General features: G+C 46.1%; 20 protein-coding genes. 14 read left to right on the plus strand and 6 right to left on the minus strand.

What is annotated here, in order from left to right; all coding sequences use genetic code 11:
* The first annotated feature begins 84 nt into the window (after window positions 1–84).
* Window positions 85–1,308 (plus strand): Na+/H+ antiporter NhaA, encoded by a 1,224-nt coding sequence (nhaA, locus tag BM367_RS05860; RefSeq protein ID WP_092458878.1) that lies wholly within the window; start codon window positions 85–87, stop codon window positions 1,306–1,308.
* 58 nt (window positions 1,309–1,366) lie between these two features.
* Entirely contained in the window at window positions 1,367–2,443 is a 1,077-nt protein-coding gene (locus tag BM367_RS05865; protein ID WP_092458880.1) for an outer membrane beta-barrel protein, read from the plus strand.
* A 64-nt stretch (window positions 2,444–2,507) separates the two neighbouring features.
* Here BM367_RS05865 and BM367_RS05870 read toward each other — a convergent pair whose 3' ends face one another.
* From BM367_RS05870 to BM367_RS05885, 4 genes are all read right to left on the minus strand, one after another.
* Window positions 2,508–3,752 (minus strand): TlpA disulfide reductase family protein, encoded by a 1,245-nt coding sequence (locus tag BM367_RS05870; protein ID WP_092458882.1) that lies wholly within the window; start codon window positions 3,750–3,752, stop codon window positions 2,508–2,510.
* A 22-nt stretch (window positions 3,753–3,774) separates the two neighbouring features.
* Complete coding sequence (locus BM367_RS05875) at window positions 3,775–5,325, minus strand: Rne/Rng family ribonuclease (RefSeq protein WP_092458884.1); 1,551 nt, start codon at window positions 5,323–5,325, stop codon at window positions 3,775–3,777.
* A gap of 217 nt (window positions 5,326–5,542) precedes the next feature.
* The gene (locus tag BM367_RS05880; protein WP_143103964.1) at window positions 5,543–6,289 is read right to left on the minus strand and encodes a tetratricopeptide repeat protein; all 747 of its coding nucleotides are present in this window, start codon (window positions 6,287–6,289) and stop codon (window positions 5,543–5,545) included.
* 131 nt (window positions 6,290–6,420) lie between these two features.
* Window positions 6,421–6,705 (minus strand): HU family DNA-binding protein, encoded by a 285-nt coding sequence (locus BM367_RS05885; RefSeq protein ID WP_092458888.1) that lies wholly within the window; start codon window positions 6,703–6,705, stop codon window positions 6,421–6,423.
* A gap of 160 nt (window positions 6,706–6,865) precedes the next feature.
* On the opposite strand from BM367_RS05885, the gene mutY reads away from it, so the two are divergent.
* From mutY to BM367_RS05925, 8 genes are all read left to right on the plus strand, one after another.
* A complete protein-coding gene (gene mutY / locus BM367_RS05890) occupies window positions 6,866–7,957 on the plus strand; it encodes an A/G-specific adenine glycosylase (protein ID WP_245759910.1) in 1,092 nt (363 codons plus the stop codon).
* Window positions 7,958–8,065: 108 nt separating this feature from the next.
* The gene (locus BM367_RS05895) at window positions 8,066–8,500 is read left to right on the plus strand and encodes a single-stranded DNA-binding protein (RefSeq protein WP_092458892.1); all 435 of its coding nucleotides are present in this window, start codon (window positions 8,066–8,068) and stop codon (window positions 8,498–8,500) included.
* A 101-nt stretch (window positions 8,501–8,601) separates the two neighbouring features.
* Window positions 8,602–9,990, plus strand: coding sequence for a gliding motility-associated protein GldE (gene gldE / locus BM367_RS05900; RefSeq protein ID WP_092458894.1), 1,389 nt, complete (start codon window positions 8,602–8,604; stop codon window positions 9,988–9,990).
* Window positions 9,983–10,594, plus strand: a complete 612-nt coding sequence (gene gldD, locus BM367_RS05905; protein WP_245759911.1) for a gliding motility lipoprotein GldD — start codon at window positions 9,983–9,985, stop codon at window positions 10,592–10,594. Before gldE ends, gldD begins: the two co-directional genes overlap by 8 nt.
* Before the next feature lie 27 nt (window positions 10,595–10,621).
* Window positions 10,622–11,203, plus strand: a complete 582-nt coding sequence (locus BM367_RS05910; RefSeq protein WP_092458896.1) for a DUF3109 family protein — start codon at window positions 10,622–10,624, stop codon at window positions 11,201–11,203.
* Between the two features lie 44 nt (window positions 11,204–11,247).
* Window positions 11,248–12,633, plus strand: a complete 1,386-nt coding sequence (locus BM367_RS05915; RefSeq protein ID WP_092458898.1) for a LutB/LldF family L-lactate oxidation iron-sulfur protein — start codon at window positions 11,248–11,250, stop codon at window positions 12,631–12,633.
* A 34-nt stretch (window positions 12,634–12,667) separates the two neighbouring features.
* Window positions 12,668–13,153, plus strand: a complete 486-nt coding sequence (locus BM367_RS05920) for a DUF4399 domain-containing protein (protein ID WP_222842575.1) — start codon at window positions 12,668–12,670, stop codon at window positions 13,151–13,153.
* 40 nt (window positions 13,154–13,193) lie between these two features.
* Entirely contained in the window at window positions 13,194–14,498 is a 1,305-nt protein-coding gene (locus BM367_RS05925) for a DUF7033 domain-containing protein (RefSeq protein WP_092458900.1), read from the plus strand.
* Here BM367_RS05925 and purH read toward each other — a convergent pair.
* Both purH and BM367_RS05935 read right to left on the minus strand, forming a co-directional pair.
* Complete coding sequence (gene purH / locus BM367_RS05930; RefSeq protein WP_092458902.1) at window positions 14,492–16,006, minus strand: bifunctional phosphoribosylaminoimidazolecarboxamide formyltransferase/IMP cyclohydrolase; 1,515 nt, start codon at window positions 16,004–16,006, stop codon at window positions 14,492–14,494. The genes BM367_RS05925 and purH overlap by 7 nt on opposite strands.
* A 2-nt stretch (window positions 16,007–16,008) precedes the next feature.
* The gene (locus tag BM367_RS05935; protein ID WP_092458904.1) at window positions 16,009–18,084 is read right to left on the minus strand and encodes a ComEC/Rec2 family competence protein; all 2,076 of its coding nucleotides are present in this window, start codon (window positions 18,082–18,084) and stop codon (window positions 16,009–16,011) included.
* A gap of 200 nt (window positions 18,085–18,284) precedes the next feature.
* On the opposite strand from BM367_RS05935, the gene hemN reads away from it, so the two are divergent.
* The 4 genes from hemN to BM367_RS05955 all read left to right on the plus strand — a co-directional run bounded on the left by hemN (window position 18,285) and on the right by BM367_RS05955 (window position 23,235).
* Window positions 18,285–19,667, plus strand: coding sequence for an oxygen-independent coproporphyrinogen III oxidase (gene hemN / locus BM367_RS05940; RefSeq protein ID WP_092458906.1), 1,383 nt, complete (start codon window positions 18,285–18,287; stop codon window positions 19,665–19,667).
* A 13-nt stretch (window positions 19,668–19,680) separates the two neighbouring features.
* On the plus strand, window positions 19,681–21,048 hold the full coding sequence (gene hemG / locus BM367_RS05945; protein ID WP_177224123.1) for a protoporphyrinogen oxidase: 1,368 nt from the start codon (window positions 19,681–19,683) through the stop codon (window positions 21,046–21,048).
* A 139-nt stretch (window positions 21,049–21,187) separates the two neighbouring features.
* A complete protein-coding gene (locus BM367_RS05950; RefSeq protein WP_092458910.1) occupies window positions 21,188–21,517 on the plus strand; it encodes a PadR family transcriptional regulator in 330 nt (109 codons plus the stop codon).
* A 35-nt stretch (window positions 21,518–21,552) separates the two neighbouring features.
* Window positions 21,553–23,235, plus strand: coding sequence for a PspC domain-containing protein (locus tag BM367_RS05955; protein ID WP_092458912.1), 1,683 nt, complete (start codon window positions 21,553–21,555; stop codon window positions 23,233–23,235).
* Window positions 23,236–23,251: the final 16 nt, after the last annotated feature.

The following is a 23,251-nucleotide window of genomic DNA, read 5'->3' on the forward strand; positions in this document are numbered from 1 at the left end:
TGCCTGATGAACGAGAAAAGCCGTATGTCACGCTTTAATCAAGCCTGCTTATGTTTTATGGTATGACAGTTTAAATCTCAAATCATGGTTAAGCATTTGCATAACATATTTACACCGCTACGAAACTTTCTGGAAGATAGTCGTTCCGCCGGTGTGCTGCTGATTATTTGCACTGTATGTTCGCTGGCCATGGCCAATCTTCCTCATCTTGGCGCGGCTTATGTGAACGGGTGGACCCGTGATGCATTTGGAAAATTTTTCGCAGGCCATTTGCCGGAGACTATGGTAGGGTGGATCAACGACGTGTTGATGAGCCTGTTTTTCTTTTTCGTGGGGGCGGAAATCAAACGGGAAATGCTGCAGGGAGAACTGGCTTCCATCCGGCGCTCGCTGTTGCCTGTACTGGCCGCCCTTGGTGGGATGCTTTTCCCGGCATTGATTTATACCCTGTTTAACCATGATACCTTTTACCATCATGGCTGGGGCATTCCGATGGCAACTGATATTGCTTTTTCCCTGGGAGTACTTTCCTTGCTGGGTGAGCGGGTGCCGGTACAGCTTAAGATTTTTCTCATGGCGCTGGCCATCATCGACGATCTGGGTGCGGTGGTTACCATAGCCTTGTTTTATGCTTCAGGTATGCATGCGGAGTATTTATGGCTGAGTGGGGGCCTTCTCGTGTCATTGATTCTGTGTAATGTGTGGAGGTTGAAATATGCCGGCGTTTATTTTCTACTGGGCGCTGCCTTGTGGTGGAGCTTATTCCATTCCGGTGTGCATCCCACCATAGCGGGAGTTGCACTGGGTTTTGCCCTCCCGCTTTCCCGCCTGGAGCAGGTTGAACATATCCTGCATAAGCCCGTGCATTTTGTGATTCTGCCGCTTTTTGCCCTGGCCAATACGGCTGTAATCTTTCCTCATTCAGGTCAGGAGATTCTTCATTCCACCATCAGTATGGGCGTGATGCTGGGCCTGTTTGTCGGCAAGCCGCTGGGTATATTCCTGGCTTCTTATGTTGCTACCCGGCTGGGCCTGGCCTCGCTTCCTTCATATACCAGCTATCCGCAGTTGTTAGGAGCCGGCATGCTGGGTGGTATCGGATTTACGATGTCGATTTTCACCACCTCACTGGCTTTTCATTCAGCCGAGGTCCAAGCCATTGCCAAGCTGTCGATTTTGCTGGGCTCTCTTGGTTCTGCCATCATAGGGTATCTGTATTTATACGGCCTGGCCAGGCAGACAGGAACTCGACCCGCAGAGCCTGCATATCAGGCAATACCAGAAGAATTGGCCGTTTCTGTGGCTTAAATCATACCGATTTAATTGCAAATACAATTTTGATTTATTCACCCTTCAACCTTTTGTTATGAAACATTTGTTTTTGGTTTTACTGTCCACCGGATTATGTATGACTGGATTTGGGCAGACCGATTCCACCCAACGGCATATTCAAATTTCAGGTTATGGAGATGTATATTATCAGTACAACTTCAACCAAAATGCTACGGACAACAAGACCAGCTTCACGAATTCGCAAAATGCATTTGAACTGGGCATGGCCTCGGTGAAATTTCAGGGGCAGTATCAAAAAACCGGATTCGTGGCCGATCTGGGGTTTGGCAGAAGAGAGCAGGAGTTTGCCTACAACGATGAGGGTATTGTGGCTGCCGTGAAGCAGTTGTATGTCGATTATGCGTTTTCCGATCATTTTATGCTCACCATGGGCAGTTTTGCTACGCACATGGGCTGGGAACTGGTGGATCCCACCGGCAATGTGAACTACAGCATGAGCTATTGTTTTTCCTATGGTCCTTTCTTTCACACCGGATTAAAGGCCGATCTGAGTTTTGGAAAATGGACGGCCATGGTAGGCGTGTTTGACCCTACGGATCACAAGACCAGCTTTTATGACAAATATAGTGGCATGATTAACAACCGGAAAAACATCGGTGCCCAGGTTACGTTTGCCCCCTCACAGGCGGTAAAAATGTATTTGAATTATCTGGAGGGGAAAGACTCGTCCGGGACGGTCAACAACCAGATTGATCCCATCTTAACCTGGCAAGTAACCCCTCAATTCAATGTGGTTTTGTGTGAATATTTCAGCTTGTACAAGGCGCCCAATACGTCAGCCCAAAATTGGACCAGCAGTGCCTTATATCTGGATTACACATTCACCCCTCATTTTGGCCTGGCACTTCGCACGGAATATTTCACGGATAAAGATGGCGTGATTCCCTTTTCGGATGCTGATCCGGTTACCTATTCGGGCGGAGCCAACATCTGGTCGTTTACCCTGTCAGGCAATATTCATCTCGGGCAGCTGACGGTGATTCCGGAATTCAGGATTGATCATGCCGACCAAACCATTTTTAATAAAGCCAGTGGCGCTCCCACACAAAGCACGGCCAGGGTGCTCGTTGGCGCGTACTATACCTTTTGATATTCCATTCGCATGCTTCCTCTCCCCAAACATTCCGGGTCATCTTCATCGGGCCCGGAATGTTTTATTCGTGAAGCAAAGTATCAATCAGCGACTTAAATTCTTCGATGGTTTGGGTGTAATAAATTCCCGTGCCGGGTCCCGCAAATCCGGTATGGATATAGCGGATATGCCCCGTTTTGTCAACAAACAGGGTGGTGGGAAATGCCTGAAAATGCTGGATATTGGGCAATGTTTTCTGAATCATTTGTGGATCGTTGTAAGTAACGCCGGTTATCAACATAGGATAGGCCACATGAAAACGTTGCTGAAAGCTCATCACGGCTTTGCGGGCCTGCTCGAAATCGGCTGATCGTTCGTAGGCCAGGGCAATGATTTCCAGGCCCTTTGCGTGATATTGGTCGTACAAAGAGCTGAGAAACGCTGTTTCGTCCATGCAATTGGGGCACCAGGAGCCCATGATTTCCACCAGCACCACTTTGCCACGATAATCGCGTAAAGCTACTGTATCGCCGTTCAGGTCGGGAAACCGAAAATCGAGTAATTCTTTTCCAGGAATAACCGTGGTGAGGGATAGGGCATTGGGAAGATGGGCTGATGAATCTTTCCGTGCCCACCAGCGGGCATAGCCGGCATAACCGGAATAAAATTGTCCGTCAAGAATGGTATGATCGTTTACGATATGGGCTATGTACAAATAAAGATCTCCGCCGTTGAAGGTGGATAGTTTCAACGTATCGCCATCTACCACACCAGCCAGGTAGCGGTCGTCGCCATCGCTGTGCATAAAGGTGCCGTAAAGCTGGTTTCCTTCCTGGTGGAATAATCCCACCGCGAATGAAGTATCCTTTCGTCCGGAACGCAGATAGTAGGTGGCCCAGGTGCCGCTGATGTTGAATCGGGCCGGTTGATGCACATCAAATCGGGCGGTATCGGGAAATGCCCGGAAAAAGAAATGTTGGTCACTATCGGGCAGGTGTCGAATCCATTGTCCCTGCAGGGTTCCGTCGTTGAGAGCCAGTCCGGTAAAATCGCTGTTGAACAGGGGCATGTGCAACTGAAAATGCTGATGCTGTTGTACTATGCTATCAATGCGGATGCGTTCGGCGCCATTGATAATGAAAACCACGGTTTTGCCAGCGCTATCGGCAATCTGGAGCTGAAAGGGAATCTGAATGCCATCCGGTCTTTCAATATAAGCGCGGTAATTGCCCGGCTGCAACTGCATGGGTTTTTCTGATTGCAACCAGGCGCAGCCGGCCAGCCACATCCAGACCAGCACGTAACCGATTGTTTTTATACCTTGCATGTCGAAAACATTTGAATTCAAACTACAATTTGATTTCTTCCCCGGATTTGCGGTCAAAGAAATGATATTCGATCAGGTAATAATTGCTGTCTTTTTCAATGCGAATCCACTGCTTGAATTTCCACCACCATTTGATTTGTTGGGAGATCAGTCCTTTCGTCAGATAGCCGTATAAAATCGGATTTACGCGAAGGCTCAAATGGTGGTGTCCTTCATCAATCAGATACTGGATGTTTTTTTCTATTTCATCGACAATCAGCAGGGTGGAGCTAATGGTACCGGTGCCTCTGCAAACCGGACATACCTCGGACGTGGAGATGTTTACTTCGGGTCTTACCCGCTGGCGGGTAATTTGCATCAATCCGAATTTGGATATGGGCAAAATGGTATGTTTAGCGCGGTCATTGGCCATAAATTGCTCCATGGCTTTGAGCACAGCCCGCTTGTTTTCGGGCAGTTTCATGTCAATGAAATCAACAATGATGATGCCACCCAGATCTCTCAGTCGCAATTGGCGGGCAATTTCTTCTGCTGCTTCCAGGTTGGTCATCAACGCATTTTGCTCCTGGTTATTGCTGCTGCTTTTATATCCGCTGTTGACATCAATCACATGCAAGGCCTCGGTAGATTCGATAATCAGGTATACGCCGCTGTCTAGGTTGACGGTTTTCCCGAATGAAGCCTTTACCTGTTTGGTTATTCCGTAATGGTCGAAGACCGGTACATGGTTGTGATGCAGGTGAACAATATCCTGTTTTTCCGGTGCAATTTTCTGGATATAGGTTTTCACTTCATGATACAAGGCCTTATCATTGACCACAATCCGGTTGAAGCTTTCGTTGAGCAGGTCGCGCAATATGCTGTTGGTGCGGTTTTGTTCGCTCATGATTTTTTGCGGAGGCTGAGCACGGTAGAGGTTGCGCTGGATGGTTTTCCACATGTCCACCAATTGCAGCAGGTCTTCATGCAGTTCAGCGGTTTTCTTACCTTCTGCAGCTGTACGCACGATCACCCCAAAGTTGGCTGGGCGAATAGCTTCTACAATGCTTTGCAGCCGGCGACGTTCTTCGGCGGAATGGATTTTTTTGGAAACAGCCACTATTTCATTGAAAGGCGTGAGCACCACATACCGTCCGGGAAGGGAGATTTCGCAGCTTAGTCGGGGGCCTTTAGATGAGATGGGTTCTTTCAGGATCTGCACCAGGATTTCGGGTTTACCTCCCAGTACATCGGTGATTTTCCCGGTTTTGATGATTTCCGGTTCTTTTTTGAAGGTAGCAAAATCAAATCCACCCGGCTCCTTGTCGTGTATGGCCATTTGGGTGAATTTCAATACGGAGCGGGCGTAAGGGCTTAGATCCGTGTAGTGGAGGAAAGCATCCTTTTCATATCCCACATCCACAAAAGCGGCGTTGAGTCCGGGAATCAGCTTTTTGACCTTACCCAGATAAATATCACCTACGGCAAACTGGCTATCTCCACTTTCATGATGTAGTTCAACAAGTTTTTTGTCTTCCAGCAGGGCAATATCTACTCCACCCGCATGGGCATTTATAATGAGCTCTCTATTCAAGCATCATGAAATTTAATTTAAAGTGTAAATCTTCATTTGCCCATCTTCCTTCAGGAGGAATATTCGGGCATTGTTTCTGGCAAAGAGCCGCGGATTATTTTTTCTTGTGCCGATTTTTTCTCAGGCGTTTTTTCCTTTTGTGTGTTGCAATCTTGTGTCTTTTTCTTTTTCTACCACAGGGCATAGATCAAAAATTTTATAGGTTAAGCAATAGCATTTAAGGCATGGTTTGGATAAGGCTATCGATTTCGCGATCAAAATCTGGATCACGAATCAATGCCTTGCATTCCTGGAAATAGCGAACGGCCTCCTGGCGATGTCCTGTTTCACGATAAGCCACTCCCAGGTAATAGAGAGCTTCGGCGTTTTGGGGCTGCAGGCTCACCACCTTCTGCAGGTGTTCAATAGCTCTCGGGTATTGGCCGGATGTAATGGAGAGCCGGCCCAGCAGCAGATGTGCCGGCACATTGTTGGAGTCACGTTTTACGATGGCCAGCAGTTGCTGCACGCCCTGCATCACGGCTCCCTGTTCAATGGTGGCTTGAGCCAGCATAGTTTGCAGGGTGTCATTGCCGGGCTTCAGCTGAAGTGCCCGTTGCAGCAGGCTGTCGGCCTGCAGGGCTTGCCAGGTGTGCAGCGCCCCGGGCGAAGTTTGTTGAACCCGGTTGAGAAACAATCCTGCGGCAAACTGCAAGGCTTGTGGATTGGCCTGTAGCATAGCTGCTTTACCAAAATAATAGGCAGCCAGATCCGGTTGGCTGAGGCTGTCCCACAGATGGGCCAGCTGGCGAAAGGCCTGGATCTGTTGATTTTTTACATCTCCTCTTACCACACTGTTTTCCAGCTCGGTAATGCGCATCAGCACATTGGCAGGTAGGCCCTGTTTGGCCTGATGAATCAGGCTATCTGTGTGAAGCGAAGCAGGAGCAACTCCCTGACCCGAAGCCATGGAAGCCGATGCCATGCCCGTATTTTTCGGAGGCACACGGGTAGGGCCGAAGGCATATAACAACACAACGGCCGCAACAGCGAGAACACACAGGACAATCTGGGCACGTTTCACCTTGGAACTGGCTTAAAAGGACTGCAAAGTTACTAAGTTTTCAGCTTTTTCACTTCCTGAATGAATTCCTTGGAGGGTTTAAACGCAGGAATGTAATGTTCCGGAATTTCTACGGCAATGTTTTTCTTGATATCTCTGCCAATTTTTGCAGCCCTTTTTTTGGTGATAAAGCTACCGAAACCCCGGATGTAGATGTTTTCACCCCGTGCCAGTGAGTCCTTGATTTCCTTCAGTAAGGCCTCCACTGTTACCAGCACATCCACTTTCGGAATACCAGTCTTCTCTGCAATATGATTAATCAGATCCGCTTTTCTCATCGGGCAGGATTTACCGTTCTATCAAATATAAAATAAAATCTTCAAATTTAATTGCATTTGCAGGGCAAATTTCCGGAAGCTACGGTTTTTAGCACGGGAGATAAACGGTAAAATCATAAAATAGTTGACACTTGCATTCATAACAAAAAAATCGGGAAGTTTGGACTGCAATATGGATTTCACCCACCAAAAGGAATTTACCCGGCTGTTGCTGGACTGGCATCGGAAAGAAAACCGCAGGGAAATGCCCTGGAAAGGGATTCGGGATCCGTACCGCATCTGGCTGGCTGAGATCATTTTGCAGCAAACCCGGGTTGAACAGGGCCGCGAGTATTATGAACGGTTTGTGGAGGCTTATCCTACCCTGGCCGACCTGGCCGCAGCCCGTGAAGAAGAAGTGTTTCGACTTTGGCAGGGGCTGGGTTATTACAATCGTTGCAGAAATTTGTTACATACCGCCAGGGAACTGATGAAAAGCCATGGTGGCGTGTTTCCGAAGAATTATGAAGAATTGTTGTCATTAAAAGGTATTGGACCCTATACGGCAGCTGCTATTGCTTCTTTTGCCTTTGATTTACCACATGCCGTTGTGGATGGCAATGTACTACGGGTTTTAGCCCGGTATTTTGCACTCCATACACCAATCGATACGCCAGCGGGTAAAAAATATTTCACCCGGTTGGCAAATGAACTGATTCCACCCGAAGAGCCAGCTATTTTCAATCAGGCCATCATGGATCTGGGCGCAACCATTTGTAAACCCCAGGCGCCCAATTGCGGGCAATGCCCATTGAATTCGTTTTGCAAAGCCTTCCATCAGCGCAAGCAGGAACAGTTTCCGGTAAAACTCACCCGCAAGACCATTCGTGAGCGATATTTCCACTACCTGGTTTGCTGGTTTGGCGATAAAACCATTATCCGGAAAAGAGAGGAAAAAGACATCTGGTGCGGCTTATATGAATTTCCCATGATTGAAAGAGAAAGACTGGCAGGGAAGGAATTATTGCTTGAGGATCCAGCATGGAAAAACCTGCTGCCTGATGGTTGCTGGGAGCTGAAAGGCATCACCGAGCGGAAGCAACAGCTTACGCATCAGCTCATCCACGCCCGTTTCTTTTATGTTGAAACAACCCGGGAGCCCAGGATTTTGAGTCCTCAAATCCTGGTACAGGGTAAACAGCTTCACCAGTATGCTTTTCCGGGCATAATTGTTAGGTATCTGCACTGCGTACAGCAGCCACTCCTGCTGTGATTTTTTCCCTGCAGGAACCAGCCTGAAATTTTTCCGTTCCATAAAAAAAATTTAATTTTAGGCAAATGGCTATTTGCGATTTCATTCCTCACTAAAACTATCTCAGTTATGAGAGGCGTCAATAAAGTGATTTTGATTGGGAATCTGGGCAAAGATCCGGAAATACAAAAGGTTGATGGCACCATTCCCGTCGCAAAATTTCCGCTGGCTACGACGGAAACCTTTAAAGATCGTTCGGGGAAGCAGGTTTCCCAAACTGAGTGGCACAATGTGGTGCTGTGGCGAGGTTTGGCTGAGCTGGCCGAAAAATACCTCAGAAAAGGCAGCCTGATTTATGTGGAAGGACATTTGCATACCAGAAGCTGGGAAGATAAGGATGGAAATAAAAAATCGGCTGTGGAAGTGGTGGGGGATAATCTGATTATGCTCGACAAGAAACTGGAAAGCCATGTCGGATCCCACGGCTCATCTGTACAGGAAGAAGCCGGTGAATCGTCTGCATCTTCGATGGAATCAGAACTGAATCCGGAAGATAATGAATGAAAATTTTCCGTGTTTTCGGGTTTCCGCATTTCAAATCGATGTAATATTGCGAATCTGATCATGAAAGATTTCGGGTTTTCCTGATATAGCATCTCAGCCACATGATGTTTATTTCCCCATTGTTTTTGGAATTTTCTCTGCATCATCTTTCGATTCCCGCGCTTTCCATTGCGAGTATCTATTTAGCGATGGTGAATCAACAGGAACTGCCCATGCAAAACATTACCTTTTTTGCAATTCTGTTGGTTGTGCTCATTCTTATCTCAGCCCTGATTTCAGGAGCTGAAGTAGCTTTCTTTACCATTGGAGAAAAGGAACGCAATATGCTTCGTGTGAGGCAAAAGCCGGGAGCCAGACAGGCCATTAAACTTCTTGAAAATCCGCGACTGTTGCAAGCAACCCTGCTGCTTGCCAATTATGTGATCAACATTTGCGTGATTCTCATTGCCAACTATCTGATTGATTTATTTATCAATTACAAAGAAAACCTCATTCTTTCCTATGTCATCAAGCTGTTGGTGATTCTGATTATCGTGGTATTATTCGGTGAAATTATTCCCCGGGTCTATGCCACGCAATACAACATTCGGGTGGTGTTGTCCAGTGCAGGTGTCATTCATGTGTTGCAGCGCATGCTGGGTTTTGCTAGCAGCTTCATCGTCAAAACATCAGAAAATATTGAAGCTACTTTACAAAAAACAAGAGAAGCAGATTTTCTGGAAAAAGAAATCAACGAAGCCGTGGATGCTACCATTGATGAAAATGCATCGGCTGAAGAAAAAAATATCCTGAAAGGAATTATCAAATTCAGCAACATTACCGTAAGACAGGTGATGCGCGCCCGGCTTGATGTGAAAGGAATACCTTATGATTTGCCATTTCGGGAAGTAATTCGACAGGTAGCCGCCTTGCATCACGCAAGACTTCCAGTATATGAAGAAGATTTGGATCACATTAAAGGCATGCTGTATTCCCATGATTTGCTGGCGCATCTGGATAAAGGTGATGATTTTGACTGGCATGCTATTTTGCGACCCGCTTATTTTGTGCCAGAACACAAGCTAATTGAAGATTTATTGCATGAATTTCAAACACAGGAAATACATTTTGCTGTTGTGGTTGATGAATTTGGTGGTACATCGGGTATTGTAACCCTGGAAGATATTGTGGAAGAAGTAATAGGCGATATCCGCGACGAATTTGATGAAGAAGATCAATTCTATGCACAGATTGATGCAGACACCTTTGTGTTTGATGGCAAAGTCATGCTCAATGATGTATGCCGCATCATGGATCTTTCGCCGGATACTTTTGATGAAATCAAAGGCGATAGTGATTCACTGGCAGGCCTGGTGCTGGAAATAGCCCGAAAATTCCCTCAGGTGAATGAAGTATTGAAATGGAAAGATTTTGAATTTACTGTTCTGGAAATTGACCGGATGCGCATCCAAAAAATAAAAGTCAGAAAAAATCCATTTCCTGATGAATAAGGACTTTTCTTTGTTGTACGGGATGAAGTGGATTACAGGTTTATGGGTTGTATGGATCCTGACAGGGTGCAATCATCCACCCACACCACGCCCCCGCGGATATTTCAGAATTGATTTGCCGCAGAAAAAGTATCAGTTGTTTGATAAACCCGGATATCCTTACACGTTTGAATATCCGGTATATGCTGAAATTGTGAAGGATACGGTTTTCTTTGATACCATACCTGAAAATCCTTACTGGATCAATATTGTATTTCCCGGATTAAATGGTAAGATTTACCTGACCTATAAAGTTATCAGCAAAAAGCAGCCGTTGCAAACCTTGCTGAATCAGGTTTTTGAGATGACGGATCAACATGATTACAAGGCAGATTACCGGGATGAAATCAGGATTCACACGCCATATCATGTGGATGGCATATTTTTTAGCCTGGGAGGTGATGTGGCCAGCGCCAAGCAATTTTTTGTGACTGATTCAACCACTCATTTTTTACGTGGCGCACTTTATTTCTATGCCGTACCCAATGCGGATTCGCTGGCACCGGTTAACAGGTTTGTAGAACAGGATATGTGGCATCTGATTCATACGCTGCGCTGGCGATAATGGTTTCATTAAACTTCAAGTTAGATTATGATCTGGATTGATGATGTGCTGGTAGAAGATGATGTTGTGGAAGCCCGCTTTGTGTGCAATCTGCAGGCATGCAAGGGTGGTTGTTGTGTGGATGGTGATGCGGGAGCTCCGCTGGAGGCGCAGGAAGCAGAGCAGATCAGGCAGGCCTATGCAACAGTCAAAAATTATCTTCCTGAAGATCATCGGGCCTGTATTGAACAAAAAGGCCATGTGGTGCATGATCCGGAATTTGGTATGGTTACACCTTTGCTGCCCAATGGCATGTGCGCCTATGCAATAGTGGAAAATGGCATCGTGAAATGTGCATTTGAGAAAGCCTTTCATGATGGTAAAACATCATTCCATAAACCGGTGTCCTGTCATCTGTATCCATTGCGGGTACGAAAGATTGCACATCATACCGCAGTTTTGTATGAGCCCAGAGAAAATCTTTGTCGGCCGGCCTGTGAGCTGGGTAAAAAATTGGGTGTACCGGTATTTCGTTTTGTAAAACAGGCATTGATTCGTAAGTTTGGAGAGGAGTTTTATCAGGCTCTTGAACAGATTGCAGAAAAATATTTTCAGCGAAACAGGCATTGATACCCTGTATATCATACCAGTCAGGCATTTCAAACAACTGATCTATGAATGAACAACTGGCTACATTTCTGGCCAAAAGTGAAGTAAAGGCTTTCGACCTGGATCACCGGAGAAAAATTAATTTCAACATTGGAAAATACAACCAGGCTTTTCAGCAGGGGAAATCGCAATTTACCGATCTGATGACGGCACGTGAGCGTGCCAAAAACATGAAGTGGCGGGCTATTGAACAACTGGATGTGCTGCTGGAAAATTTTGAAGCCCAATTCACGCGTCGTGGTGGCAAGGTAATCTGGGCTGAAGATGGCACACAGGCCTGCCGGGAAATTTTGCATATCTGCCAGGAAAAACAGGCCAGGAAAGTTGTCAAGAGCAAATCAATGGTAACGGAGGAAATTCATTTGAATGAATTCCTGGCTGAACATGATATTGAATCAATTGAATCTGATCTTGGCGAGTATATTCAGCAGCTGGACGGTGAGCCTCCGTATCACATTGTAACGCCGGCCATGCATAAAAGCAAGGATGATATCGCCCGCTTGTTCAGCAACAAGTTGGGTACGCCGGCCAGCCTGACCGCAGAAGAGCTTACCATGGTAGCCCGCCGGCAGCTGCGTGAACAATATGTAACAGCCGACATCGGAATTACCGGAGCCAATTTTATTCTGGCCGATATCGGAGGAATAGCCATTACGGAAAATGAAGGCAATGCAAGGCTTACGACATCATTGCCACGCGTGCATATTGCGGTTGTAGGAATTGAAAAGGTATTGCCATCCTATCAGGATCTGGCTTTGTTTTGGCCCTTGCTGGCCACTTTTGGTACCGGACAAACCATTACGGCATACAATACAATCCTTACTGGCCCGCGTCAGCCTGGCGAAACCGATGGCCCGGAAGAGATGTATGTGATATTGCTTGATAACGGCCGCACGCGTATTCTGCAGGATATTCAGGTCAGGGAAAGCCTGTATTGTATTCGTTGTGGTGCCTGCCTGAATGCATGCCCGGTATATAAAAACATAGGCGGCCATACCTATGGCACTACTTACAGCGGCCCTATCGGCGCGGTTATTACCCCGCATCTCAAAGGGATGCAGGAATTCAAGCATTTGAGTTATGCTTCTTCCCTTTGTGCCAACTGTACGGAAGTGTGTCCGGTACGCATCAATATCCATGAACTCCTGCTCATCAACCGGCACGAAGCTGTGGAAGCACACTATACCAGTGGAAGTGAAAAGCTGGCGTGGTACTTCTGGAAGCAGGCCAGCCTCAGCAGAAAAATGATGAACATGGCAAGTGGCAAAACCAAGAATTTCGTATTGAGGAAATTGTTCCGCAAAAGCTGGGGCGACAAAAGAGAATTACCCGTTTTTGCGCCGCATTCCTTTCAGGAATTGTGGAAACAACGGCGTGGGGGAAAAACATGAAAATCTTTATTTCTTACACATAAAATGCTGTGTTATGAAACGATTTTATCTTCTGTGTGGCTTATCGCTCTTATTGGGATTCGTTGCCTGTCATCATGGAACCCGGCAGGCACAATCAACAGAGGATACGGCTCAGGCACCCGAGCAGCCCGCAGTACAGGCCATGCCCGCCGTACCGGCTGGAGCAAAAGTGTTTTTTAAAAATTTAAAAAACGGACAGGTAGTGCAAAATCCTGTTCGGGTGGAAATGGGCGTGGAAGGCATGCGCGTGGATTCAGCCGGACTCGTGCGGGAAGGCTCAGGACATCATCATATATTGATTGATGATGGAGATTCCATTCCGGCAGGCGAGGTAATTCCCAAAGACTCCACGCATCTGCACTTTGGAAATGCACAAACCGAAGCGGAACTGCAGCTGCCACCCGGAACACATAAGCTGACTTTGCAGTTTGCCGATGGCATGCATCGCTCCTACGGCCAACAAATGGCGGCAACCGTTACCATTCAGGTTAAAAAATAAAAAATAAACCTGTCGAGCGCAAGCTGCTTAATGCTGTTTTGTGCAGATTCATATATTCACTTCCCGGCTTACTGCCCGCCTGCAATACGTAGGTAAGTTCATCTTAGAGCAGCAAATGGGTCTGCAGGTGAAATGGGTTTTGCAACCTCCAGTCCTTATCTCGGAAGCCTGGATTAACTACACGCATGCATCCTATGCAGATGCTTTTAACATCACGCCCCATTCTCTTCTGTTTGAAACAGACATAAAGCAACAAAAAATCGAATTTTGCAGCTTTGATTCATTAAAAGCATTTTTTCCCTGTGTATCAGCAGCCGATTTTCCATTTGATATCTTTGCTGCAACTTTTTATTTGCTTAGCAGATATGAAGAATATCTTTATTCCGAACAGGACAAGCATGGGCGATTTCCTGCTACTGCAAGTATAGCTTATCAGCAAAAATTTCTCGATGAACCAATTGTTCATCATTGGATACAAGCATTTCAACAGGCTTTAAGCAGCAAATTTCCTTATCTGAAATTTCGATTGCCTGTATCCCGTTTGATTCCCACCTATGATGTGGACATGGCCTTTGCCTATCGGGGCAAGCCCTTGTTCAGGCAAATAGGTGCAGCCGTATGGGATATCTGGCACCGGCACTTTTCCGAAATCACACTCAGATGGAAAGTGGTTATCAATCAAACCAAAGATCCTTATGATGTGTATGAATGGTTAAACGGCATTCATGAATTCCATCATCTTCAGCCGATTTATTTTTTTCCTGTTGGCAAATATGGGAGATATGACAAACAAATAGCGCCTACACATCCCGTTTACAAAAAGTTAATAGTATCCACATCATCAAATTTTACCACAGGTATTCATTTATCCTATGCCTCGTTTTTAAACGAAAGGAAAATAAAACGAGAGATTGGGATATTCGCATCTGTTGCGGGTTTTCAGCCGAAGCATAATCGTTTTCATTATTTGCGGTTCCGGATACCGGATAGTTATCGTCAGCTTTTATCGGCAGGCATTCAGCATGATTACAGCATGGGATATGCTACCCATGTGGGATTCCGGGCTGGTGTGGCCGATGCATTTTTTTGGTATGATCTGATCGCAGAAAAAGAAACTGCTTTGCTGATTCATCCGTTTTGCTGGATGGATACCGGTGTGGTACAATTAAAATCTTCACCAGATGCTTATGCAGAACAGGTTTGGAGGATGTGGGAAAAGATCCATGCAGCAGGTGGTACGTGTATGCTGGTTTTGCATCCCAATTATTTCAGTGAGTATGGAAGGTTTTGTGGGTATCGCCAGGCGTATCAGCACGTGGTGCAGCAAATCATGCAACGTCAATGAAGAAAATGACGCGTGCCGGTGATCACCATTCCCATTTGATGTTCCTGGCAGAAACGAATGGAATCTTCATCACGAATGGAGCCACCCGGGTGAATAACAGCTGTGATGCCGGCATCATGTGCCAGGCGCACGCAGTCATCAAATGGGAAAAAAGCATCAGAGGCCATTACAGCACCATGCAGATCAAATCCTGATTGGCGGGCTTTTTTAATAGCCTGGCGCAGGGCATCAATTCTTGAAGTTTGTCCGCAACCTTTTCCGATTAATTGTTTGTTTTTTACCAATGCAATAGCATTTGATTTCAAATGCTTGCATATTAGATTGGCAAATTGCAAATCGGTTTTTTCTTGTGATGTAAGCGGACGACTTACTTCATTCCAGGACTGGAAGCTTAATCGATCTGTATCTTGCTGCAAGACGCCATTTAAAACTGATTTAAAGGCAGTGGTTGATTGTATTTTACCTTTTTGTTTCAGTAAGATGCGGTTTTTCTTTTTCTTCAGTATTTCCAGTGCTGGTGGTGTGAAGTCAGGAGCTATACACACTTCAAAAAATATTTCGTGTATAGATGCTGCTGTTTCTTCATCTATCACGGCGTTGCTGATTAGAATCCCACCAAAAGCACTTTCCGGATCGCCTTGCAGCGCAGCTTTCCAGGCATCATACACGGTATTTGCTGATGCTGCACCGCATGCATTGGTATGCTTGATGATAGCAAAAGTGGTTTCCTCAAATTCAGCCATTAACCGACAAGCAGCATCTACATCAACCAGGTTATTATAGGAAAGCGCCTTGCCATGCAATTGATCGAAAATTTCATGAAGATTGCCAAAAAAGCGGGCTGACTGATGGGGATTTTCTCCGTAACGCAGAGAATGTGCCGGAGCTGCTTCAGCAAAGAAAATATTTGTAGGTGCAAATTGTTCGAAATAACGTGTTATAGCCAGATCATAATGAGTGCAATGCGCAAATGCACGAGCAGCCAGCCATTTTCGTTGATCATAATGAAGGATGCCCTGTTGATCTGTGAGCCATTGCAATAGCTGGTTGTATTCTTCCCGGGAAGCTATCACAGCCACATCGGCAAAGTTCTTGGCTGCTGCACGGATCAGGGATACACCTCCAATATCTATTTTTTCGATAATAGCTGCTTCATCCTGAGTAGCAGCAACGGTTTCTTCAAAGGGATAAAGATCCACAATCACCAGATCGAAAAGCGTTAAATGATAATCTTTGATTTGCTGCTCATCTTCCGGATGACTCCTCCTGGCTAATATTCCACCAAATACAGCAGGATGAAGTGTTTTTACTCTTCCGCCCAGAATAGAAGGATATCCCGTAAGTGATTCAATAGATTGACAAGGTATTTGCAATTGCCGGATGAAAGCCTGTGTGCCACCGGTGGAATAAATTTCAACACCAAGCTGGTGAAGCTTTCGACAAATATCATCGAGTCCTTCTTTGTTGTAAGCTGAAATCAAAGCGCGCTTAATCTGAAGATCGTGCATGTTCAGAGATTTAAAATAAAAGCTCCTTTTTCAGAAGTAGCATGAAAATGCAAATTTAGGTGTTCACACACATTTTTCCATTTTGCAATTGTGCCAAATGTATTGGTGCCATCGGCTATTACCACCCTGGGTGATACATGTTGAAGCCATGTGGTATCGGGTTTCGCATTGTGCGTAACAATAATAAAACATGGAAATGTTGCTTCTTTGATAAACAAAGATTGCTGCTTTCTGCCATCCAGCTGTATAAACTGCGTGCGATTCCAGATAAACACGTGCGTGCAAGATGAACTATCGATTGCAAGATCTTGCCTTTGAATGTGAAACAAAGAATTGCTGACCGATAATTCTTTTATATCATCCTGCTGATGTCGATTTCCGGATAACCAGCTGAAGGCTTTTTGCCCCTCAACCCATTCCAGCAATGAAACCTGCGGAATATGATATACAATAAATTTCCGTTGGGTAAATGATTGTAAAAAAACACAATCTCTGTTTATCCAAAAACCAAGAAAACCAAGCAAAGCCATGGAAAGAGCGATTTTTGTGCGGTTCATGAAAAAAGCCATCATACCGATCAAACAAAGAAACATCCATATCATTTCTGGAAATGAAATAAACAGATTTTCTACCCGGCTCCATTTCATTGCATGAAACCATTGGATGCTTCCCTGCAGGATATAACCCGTGGTAAGAATTAATTTGGCTATGTAAAATGATAATGAAGGCCAGGGCATGATTAGCAATATGCAGGTAAGAATCAGCAGGATGCTTGAAAGCGGAACAGCAACCAGATTCGTAATAAAAAACAAAACCGGAAATTGATGAAAGTAATAAATACTCAAGGGAAGAATCAGGACTTGTGCGGCAACAGAAACCGCTATCATGCTCCAGCATTTTTTTACAATTTTATTTTCAGTTTGCAGGCATCGGTGAAGAAACGGATAGTACAGCAAAATGCCGGCCACAGCCAGATAGGAAAGCTGAAAGCCAATGTCCATGATCCATGCCGGATGTATCATCAACAACAAAATAGCTGAACAAACCAATGCATCTATGGATGATACAGGTCTTTTCAGCAACCATTGAGGTAACAGGATCAAACTAATCATCAAAGCTGCTCTGCAGGCTGAAGGAGCCATGCCGGAAAAGATAACGAACAACCAGGTACACAAAAGTGCTATCAGTACTCGCATGCGGGTCGGAATTCTGCATAAGCCCAGGATAAACATGCATGTACCAAACAGGATTCCGATATGCAATCCGGAGATAGCCAGAATATGAATAGTGCCCGTATTTCTGTATGACTGGATAATGGCCGGATCCATTTCACTGCGATCGCCCGTAACCATGGCATAAGCAAAGCCCCGGATATCAGGATCAAAAAGAAAGTCATGGAGTTTGTGCTTGCAGGAGGTTTTTAAATAATTGAAAAAACGCTGCCATTCTGTTGCAATAGCAGAAAAATAGCCTGTTTTACCGGGCTTGAGATATTTCCATTCCATGCTATCGAGAAACACTTCATGATAGATTTGTTGATGTTCCCTATAGCCGGCATAATCAGGCATGCCTGGATTCGTGCGATGCGCAAGTTGTGTAGGAGCTTTGCGGATTAGAAGCAAATCGCCCGCCTGTGGCAATTTTGCATAAGCAGCCTTGCGCAGATAACATAGCACCTTGCCTGTGCAAGTTTCTGTTTTTCCAGATGCATGAATCAGATAACGGGCTTCCATCACACATTGATAAGTGGAAGATTTTTCTTCTGATGATTGGCATATACCTATCCACTGATCAGAAGGCCTCAAACAATTGCCTATCCAGTTTTGATGCAGACGAGAATCATGAAATGCCGATACAAAATATCCGGCACATACCCACATGAGCCAGATCATGCATCCATGTATGGGCGTCAGGCAAATGGAATAGGTGGCAGGTACGGATATCCAAGTAAAAATCACGGCCCACACAACAGCTATGCTACAAATCAGGTAGATGGTGGATAATGGTGCAAGCCCATACATTTCGAGGAGGATGCCGGCTATCAAAGCAATCAGCAAGCGCAATGAGGAGGGGAGCATGGGTTTGAGATTTCTGCGGGTTGGATTTTTGAATGATTCAGCTATTCAGATGAAAAATTAATACACTCCCTACAGTCCTGCAAGCGCACCAGAATTGTCAGGAGTAAGTGAATTATTGGGATATGAGTTCATTTCTAACGCAGGCATGACAGATAAACATAGGCTGCAGGCTAATTTGGAGGCGGTGTAAAACAGCAGTTATGATTTCAGTTCAAGATATCAGTCCGGAATTATACCAACGCTATCAATATCCGGTACCTCGCTATACCAGCTATCCTCCTGCGCCTGTATTCGATCAGAATTGGGATGAAAACTGCTGGCTGGAGGCTTTGTCTGAAGCCGAACACAACGAGCCGGATGCACGATGGTCGTTGTATGTGCATTTGCCGTTTTGTGATACGCTCTGTTATTTCTGCGGATGCAATATGATCATCACTCATCATGCCGGAAGGGTACAGCGGTATCTGGATCATTTGCACCGAGAAATTGCGCTTTGGCGTGACAGGTTACCCGATGGCCATCTGGTAGATCAGATGCACTGGGGTGGGGGAACGCCTACCCATCTGACACCCTCACAGCTGAAAATGCTGGCCGATACCATCCGTCAGTATTTTGATTTTACGCCGGAAACAGAAATCAGCTGTGAAATTGATCCACGTGGACTTACGCTGGCACATGTGGAAGCTTTGAAGGCAGCGGGTTTCAACCGTATTAGCATGGGTGTGCAGGATCTTCATCCCCGGGTGCAGCAAGCCGTTAACCGCATTCAACCATTGGCATTAACTGAAGAGGTGATTGGCTGGATTCGCGATCTGGGCTTTCAGAGCCTCAACATGGATTTGATGTATGGATTGCCTTATCAGACGGCAGCTTCCTTTCGGGATACCATCCGGGAAATCATTCGGCTGAAACCCAATCGGATTGCCGTTTTTCATTATGCCCATCTGCCGCATATCAAAAAACACCAGTCCCTGATTGATGTGCGCACTTTGCCTCAGCCCGCAGAAAAGATGCGGATGTGGTTGCAAACCATTGATATGCTTACAGATGCAGGATATGTATTCATTGGCCTGGATCATTTTGCCCTGCCAGATGATGAACTGGCTGTAGCTTTGGCTCGCAGGCAGCTTTATCGCAATTTTCAGGGATATAGTACCCGGGCAGGGACCCATTTGTTTGGGTTGGGCATTACCGGCATTAGCCAGGTACCCGGAGCGTATGCCCAGAATCAGAAAACCGAACAGGCTTATATCCAGGCCATTAATTCAAACCGGATTCCCACAGCGCGGGGATATAGGCTTACGGAAGATGATAAAAGAAGAAGAGACGTGATTATGCAGATCATGTGCCATCATGAAGTGGATAAAACAGCATGGAATGAAACCTTTCATTTGAATTTTGATGAATATTTTCAGTCTGCGGAAAAGGATTTGCAACAACTACAGGCTGATGAATTTATTGAAGTGGACGATAAAAAAATAAAGGTAACACCGTTGGGCATGCTGTTTCTTCGGCAGATTGCCTACACATTTGATGCTTACAAGCCATCTGCAGAAAAACCGGTTTATTCAGCTTCTTTGTAAAATGATTGCAGATATGCACAAGCCAGTCCTTATTCTGGGTGCAGGCATCACGGGGCTTGCACTGGGTTATTTTTTGCAGCAACAGGGGATTGATTTTATTATTCTGGAAAAAGATGTCCGCCCTGGCGGCCATATCCGCAGTTTCAGAGAAGGGCCCTATCTGATAGATGTTGGTCCGAACAGCCTGCAGGCTCAATACCCGGTTGTACAGCAGATGGTTGACGAGCTGGGCCTTCAGGGGCAGCAGGTTTTTGCTCGGACTGCAGCATCCAAACGTTACATACTTCGCGGAGGTAAATTACATCCGCTTCCGATGCAGCCGAAAGATCTGATTGTTAGCCGGCTTCTTTCCTTCCGGGCCAAAATGCAGTTGCTGCGGGAACCTTTTGTGAAACCGGCCAGGGAACAGGCTGCTGAAAGTTTGGCTGGCTTTGTTCGCCGCAGGCTGGGAGAGGAGTGGCTGGATTATGTGGTAAATCCTTTTATAGCAGGAATTTTCGCCGGCGATCCGGAACAACTGCATGCAGCGAGCGCCTTTCCGATGTTGTACAGGCTGGAGCAGGAATACGGCAGCCTGCTGAAAGGAATGAAGCAAATGGTGAAATCAAAACAAAACGCCGGTCTGGCCAGGGGGCAAATATTCAGTTTTGAATCGGGTATGCAGGCTTTGCCTGATGCTCTTTATGCCAGGTTGCATCAGCAGGTAATGACGGAGATGTCTGTGAGCTCCATTCGCTGTCAGGCAGGAAGCTTTGAAGTCGGTTGCCGACAGGGAGCGAATAGTTATAACTTTACCAGCCAGGTGCTGGTTTCCACCCTCCCGGCCTATGCCCTGGCTGAGCTGGCAGAGGGTGATTGCGCCTGGATAAAGCCGCATCTGCAGGCTATTGTATATCCTCCGGTAATGGTGGTTTTCGCTGCTTATCCGTTAGATGCCATTCGAAGGTCTTTGGATGGATTTGGCTTTCTGGTGCCGGCAAAGGAAAATCTTTCTTTTCTGGGGGCTATCTGGAGTTCGTCTATATTGCCGGGTCGCGCGCCGGCCGATCAGGCTGCCTTTACTTTGTTTGCCGGTGGTATGCGGCATCCGGAAATTGCAACTACCAATCACCAGGAGTGGGCAACCCGCATGCTGAAAGAGTTTGAAAAAATCATGGACATTCATCAACCCCCTGTATTCACCCGTCAATGGTATTGGAAAGAGGCTATTCCGCAGTACGATCTTTCCTATCCGGCTCATGTTTCGGCCTTTCAGCAGCTGGAACAGCAATTTCCCGGGTTATATCTGGCCGGTAATTACCGGGGTGGCATCTCGGTGGGCAACTGCCTGCAGGCCGCCCGTCAACTGGCCGAACGCATCGTTGGGCAAATCAAAGGCTAAATTTTTCATCCTTTTTATCAACCGTTAATTCGGCCAATAAGCCGCTTAAAAAATTTTTTTTATTAACAAGGTAGTATGTATTACATAGTATTAAAAATTTTATATAGCTTTGTAATGTGATTTGAATAAAAAGCGACCCATGAATATTGACAACACACAGTCGCAAATGCGCAAGGGAGTTCTGGAATTTTGCATCCTGGCCATTATCAGGCAGGGAGAGGCTTATCCTTCGGATATCATTGAGAAGATGAAAGCGGCCGGTTTGCATGTGCTTGAAGGCACCCTGTATCCTTTGCTTACGCGGCTAAAAAATGCGGGGCTTCTGAAATATCGTTGGGTAGAGAGCCCATCCGGCCCACCCCGCAAATATTTTTCCATGACTCCGGAAGGGGAGGCATTTTATCATATGTTGGAAGAAACCTGGAAAGAAATGGTAACGGCGGTGAACCAGCTTACGCAAACGGATTAAATGTATTCATCCATACCTGTAAATTGTATCTGAACATGAAAAAAATCATCAACGTCCATCTGGCAGGTTTGCTGATTCCCATGGAAGACACGGCATACGACCTGCTGAAAGCATACATTGAAAGCCTGCAGCGCCATTTCAGCCAGGAAGTTGGCGGAGATGAAATTGTGTCCGACATTGAAACCCGCATTGGCGAACTCTTTCAGGAACAGTTGAGAAAGGGTGGCAATTGCATCACGGATGCCGACGTGAATGCGGTGATTGCTGCCATGGGTCGGCCCGAAGAGCTGGGTGGCGAAAGCGAGCAGCGATCTACTTTTTCGCAAGTTGCCGACGGACTTCGCCCGCGCAAAAGGTTGTACCGCGATCCTGACGATAAGATTCTGGGAGGTGTTTGCGGCGGATTGGGGGCCTATTTCGGAGTAGATCCCGTTATATTCCGGCTGGTATTTGCTTTGCTGTTTTTCGGTGCCGGTACGGGAGTGCTGCTTTATTTGGTGTTGTGGATAGCTGTGCCCCGGGCACGTACGGCTGCTGAAAAACTGGAGATGCGCGGAGAACGGGTGGATTTGCAAAATATTTCCCAGGCTGTCAAGGAAGAGCTTAGTGGCGTAAAAACCAAAGCTCAGGACCTGGGCAAAGAAGCTGCTGGAGTTTTTAAAAAAAAAGAAAACAATGATATAGGTGAAGCATTGAGGGAAATTTTGCTGGCGCTGCTAAGGGTGGTGGGCTGGATAGCCAAAATTGCACTCGTTCTCATTGGGATTCTGATTATATTCTGCCTGGGGGTTGCCCTGATTGCAATGGTAGGTTCCTCCTCCATACTGATTCCGCTGAAAGGCTTTTTCTGGTACGGATGGTGGCCCGGAGTATTATTCTGGCCTTCAATCCTGCTGGTGTTAGGAATACCTGTTGTAGCATTCATCATCTTTTTGATTCGCAGGCTGGTTGGCGCCCGCGCCATGCATGCGGCTGTTGGTTACACACTTGCAGCTCTCTGGCTGATCGGGCTGGCGATTATGATCTATCTGGCATGGGATATAGGTCATCATTTCCGGGTAAAAAGAACAGAGAAGGTTCTGGCTGAATTTCATCAACCTACCGGCAATACCCTGTATGTAAAATTTCAACCCGTAATGCAGGAATCCGAAGAAGGTGGGAGTACGACATATGCCATCATCAGCAACTGGTTAACCCTCAGGGACGATTCTCTTTTTTATCGCAACGTGCATGTGCATATTATTCCATCGCCGGAAGACGACAGTTTCCGGATAGAAATTCGCAAATCTGCCTGGGGAGCCACGGGTATGGAGGCTACAAGAAATGTCGAACAGTTTCACCTTTCCTTTGTGCAGGAAGATTCTGTTCTCTATATCCCGGATGTCGTACCCCTGCCTAAGGGAACGCCTTTTCGCAATCAGAAGGCAGAAATCAACATTTATGTACCCAACAACAAACAGGCTTTTTTGCTGAATGAACTCCCATGGCAGCAGGATCGGGATGATGATTGGGAGGAAAATGATTCTGACGAAGAAACAACGCAACAATCGTCCACGATTAGCCAAATGCCAACCCATCGTTTTTCTTTCGCTCATTTGTCCATGAATAACCTGGGTACCCGATGGGGGAAGCAAGAAGATAGCACATCCTCCGTTGAATGGATGGATGGCTTGCTGTATTTGTTTTTTAGCCTGTTCAATATTCAGCCTCATTCTTAAATTTTCCTTTTTGGAT

Origin of the sequence: Thermoflavifilum thermophilum (genome assembly GCF_900116565.1) — a bacterium.
GTDB classification, from domain to species: Bacteria; Bacteroidota; Bacteroidia; order Chitinophagales; family Chitinophagaceae; genus Thermoflavifilum; species Thermoflavifilum thermophilum.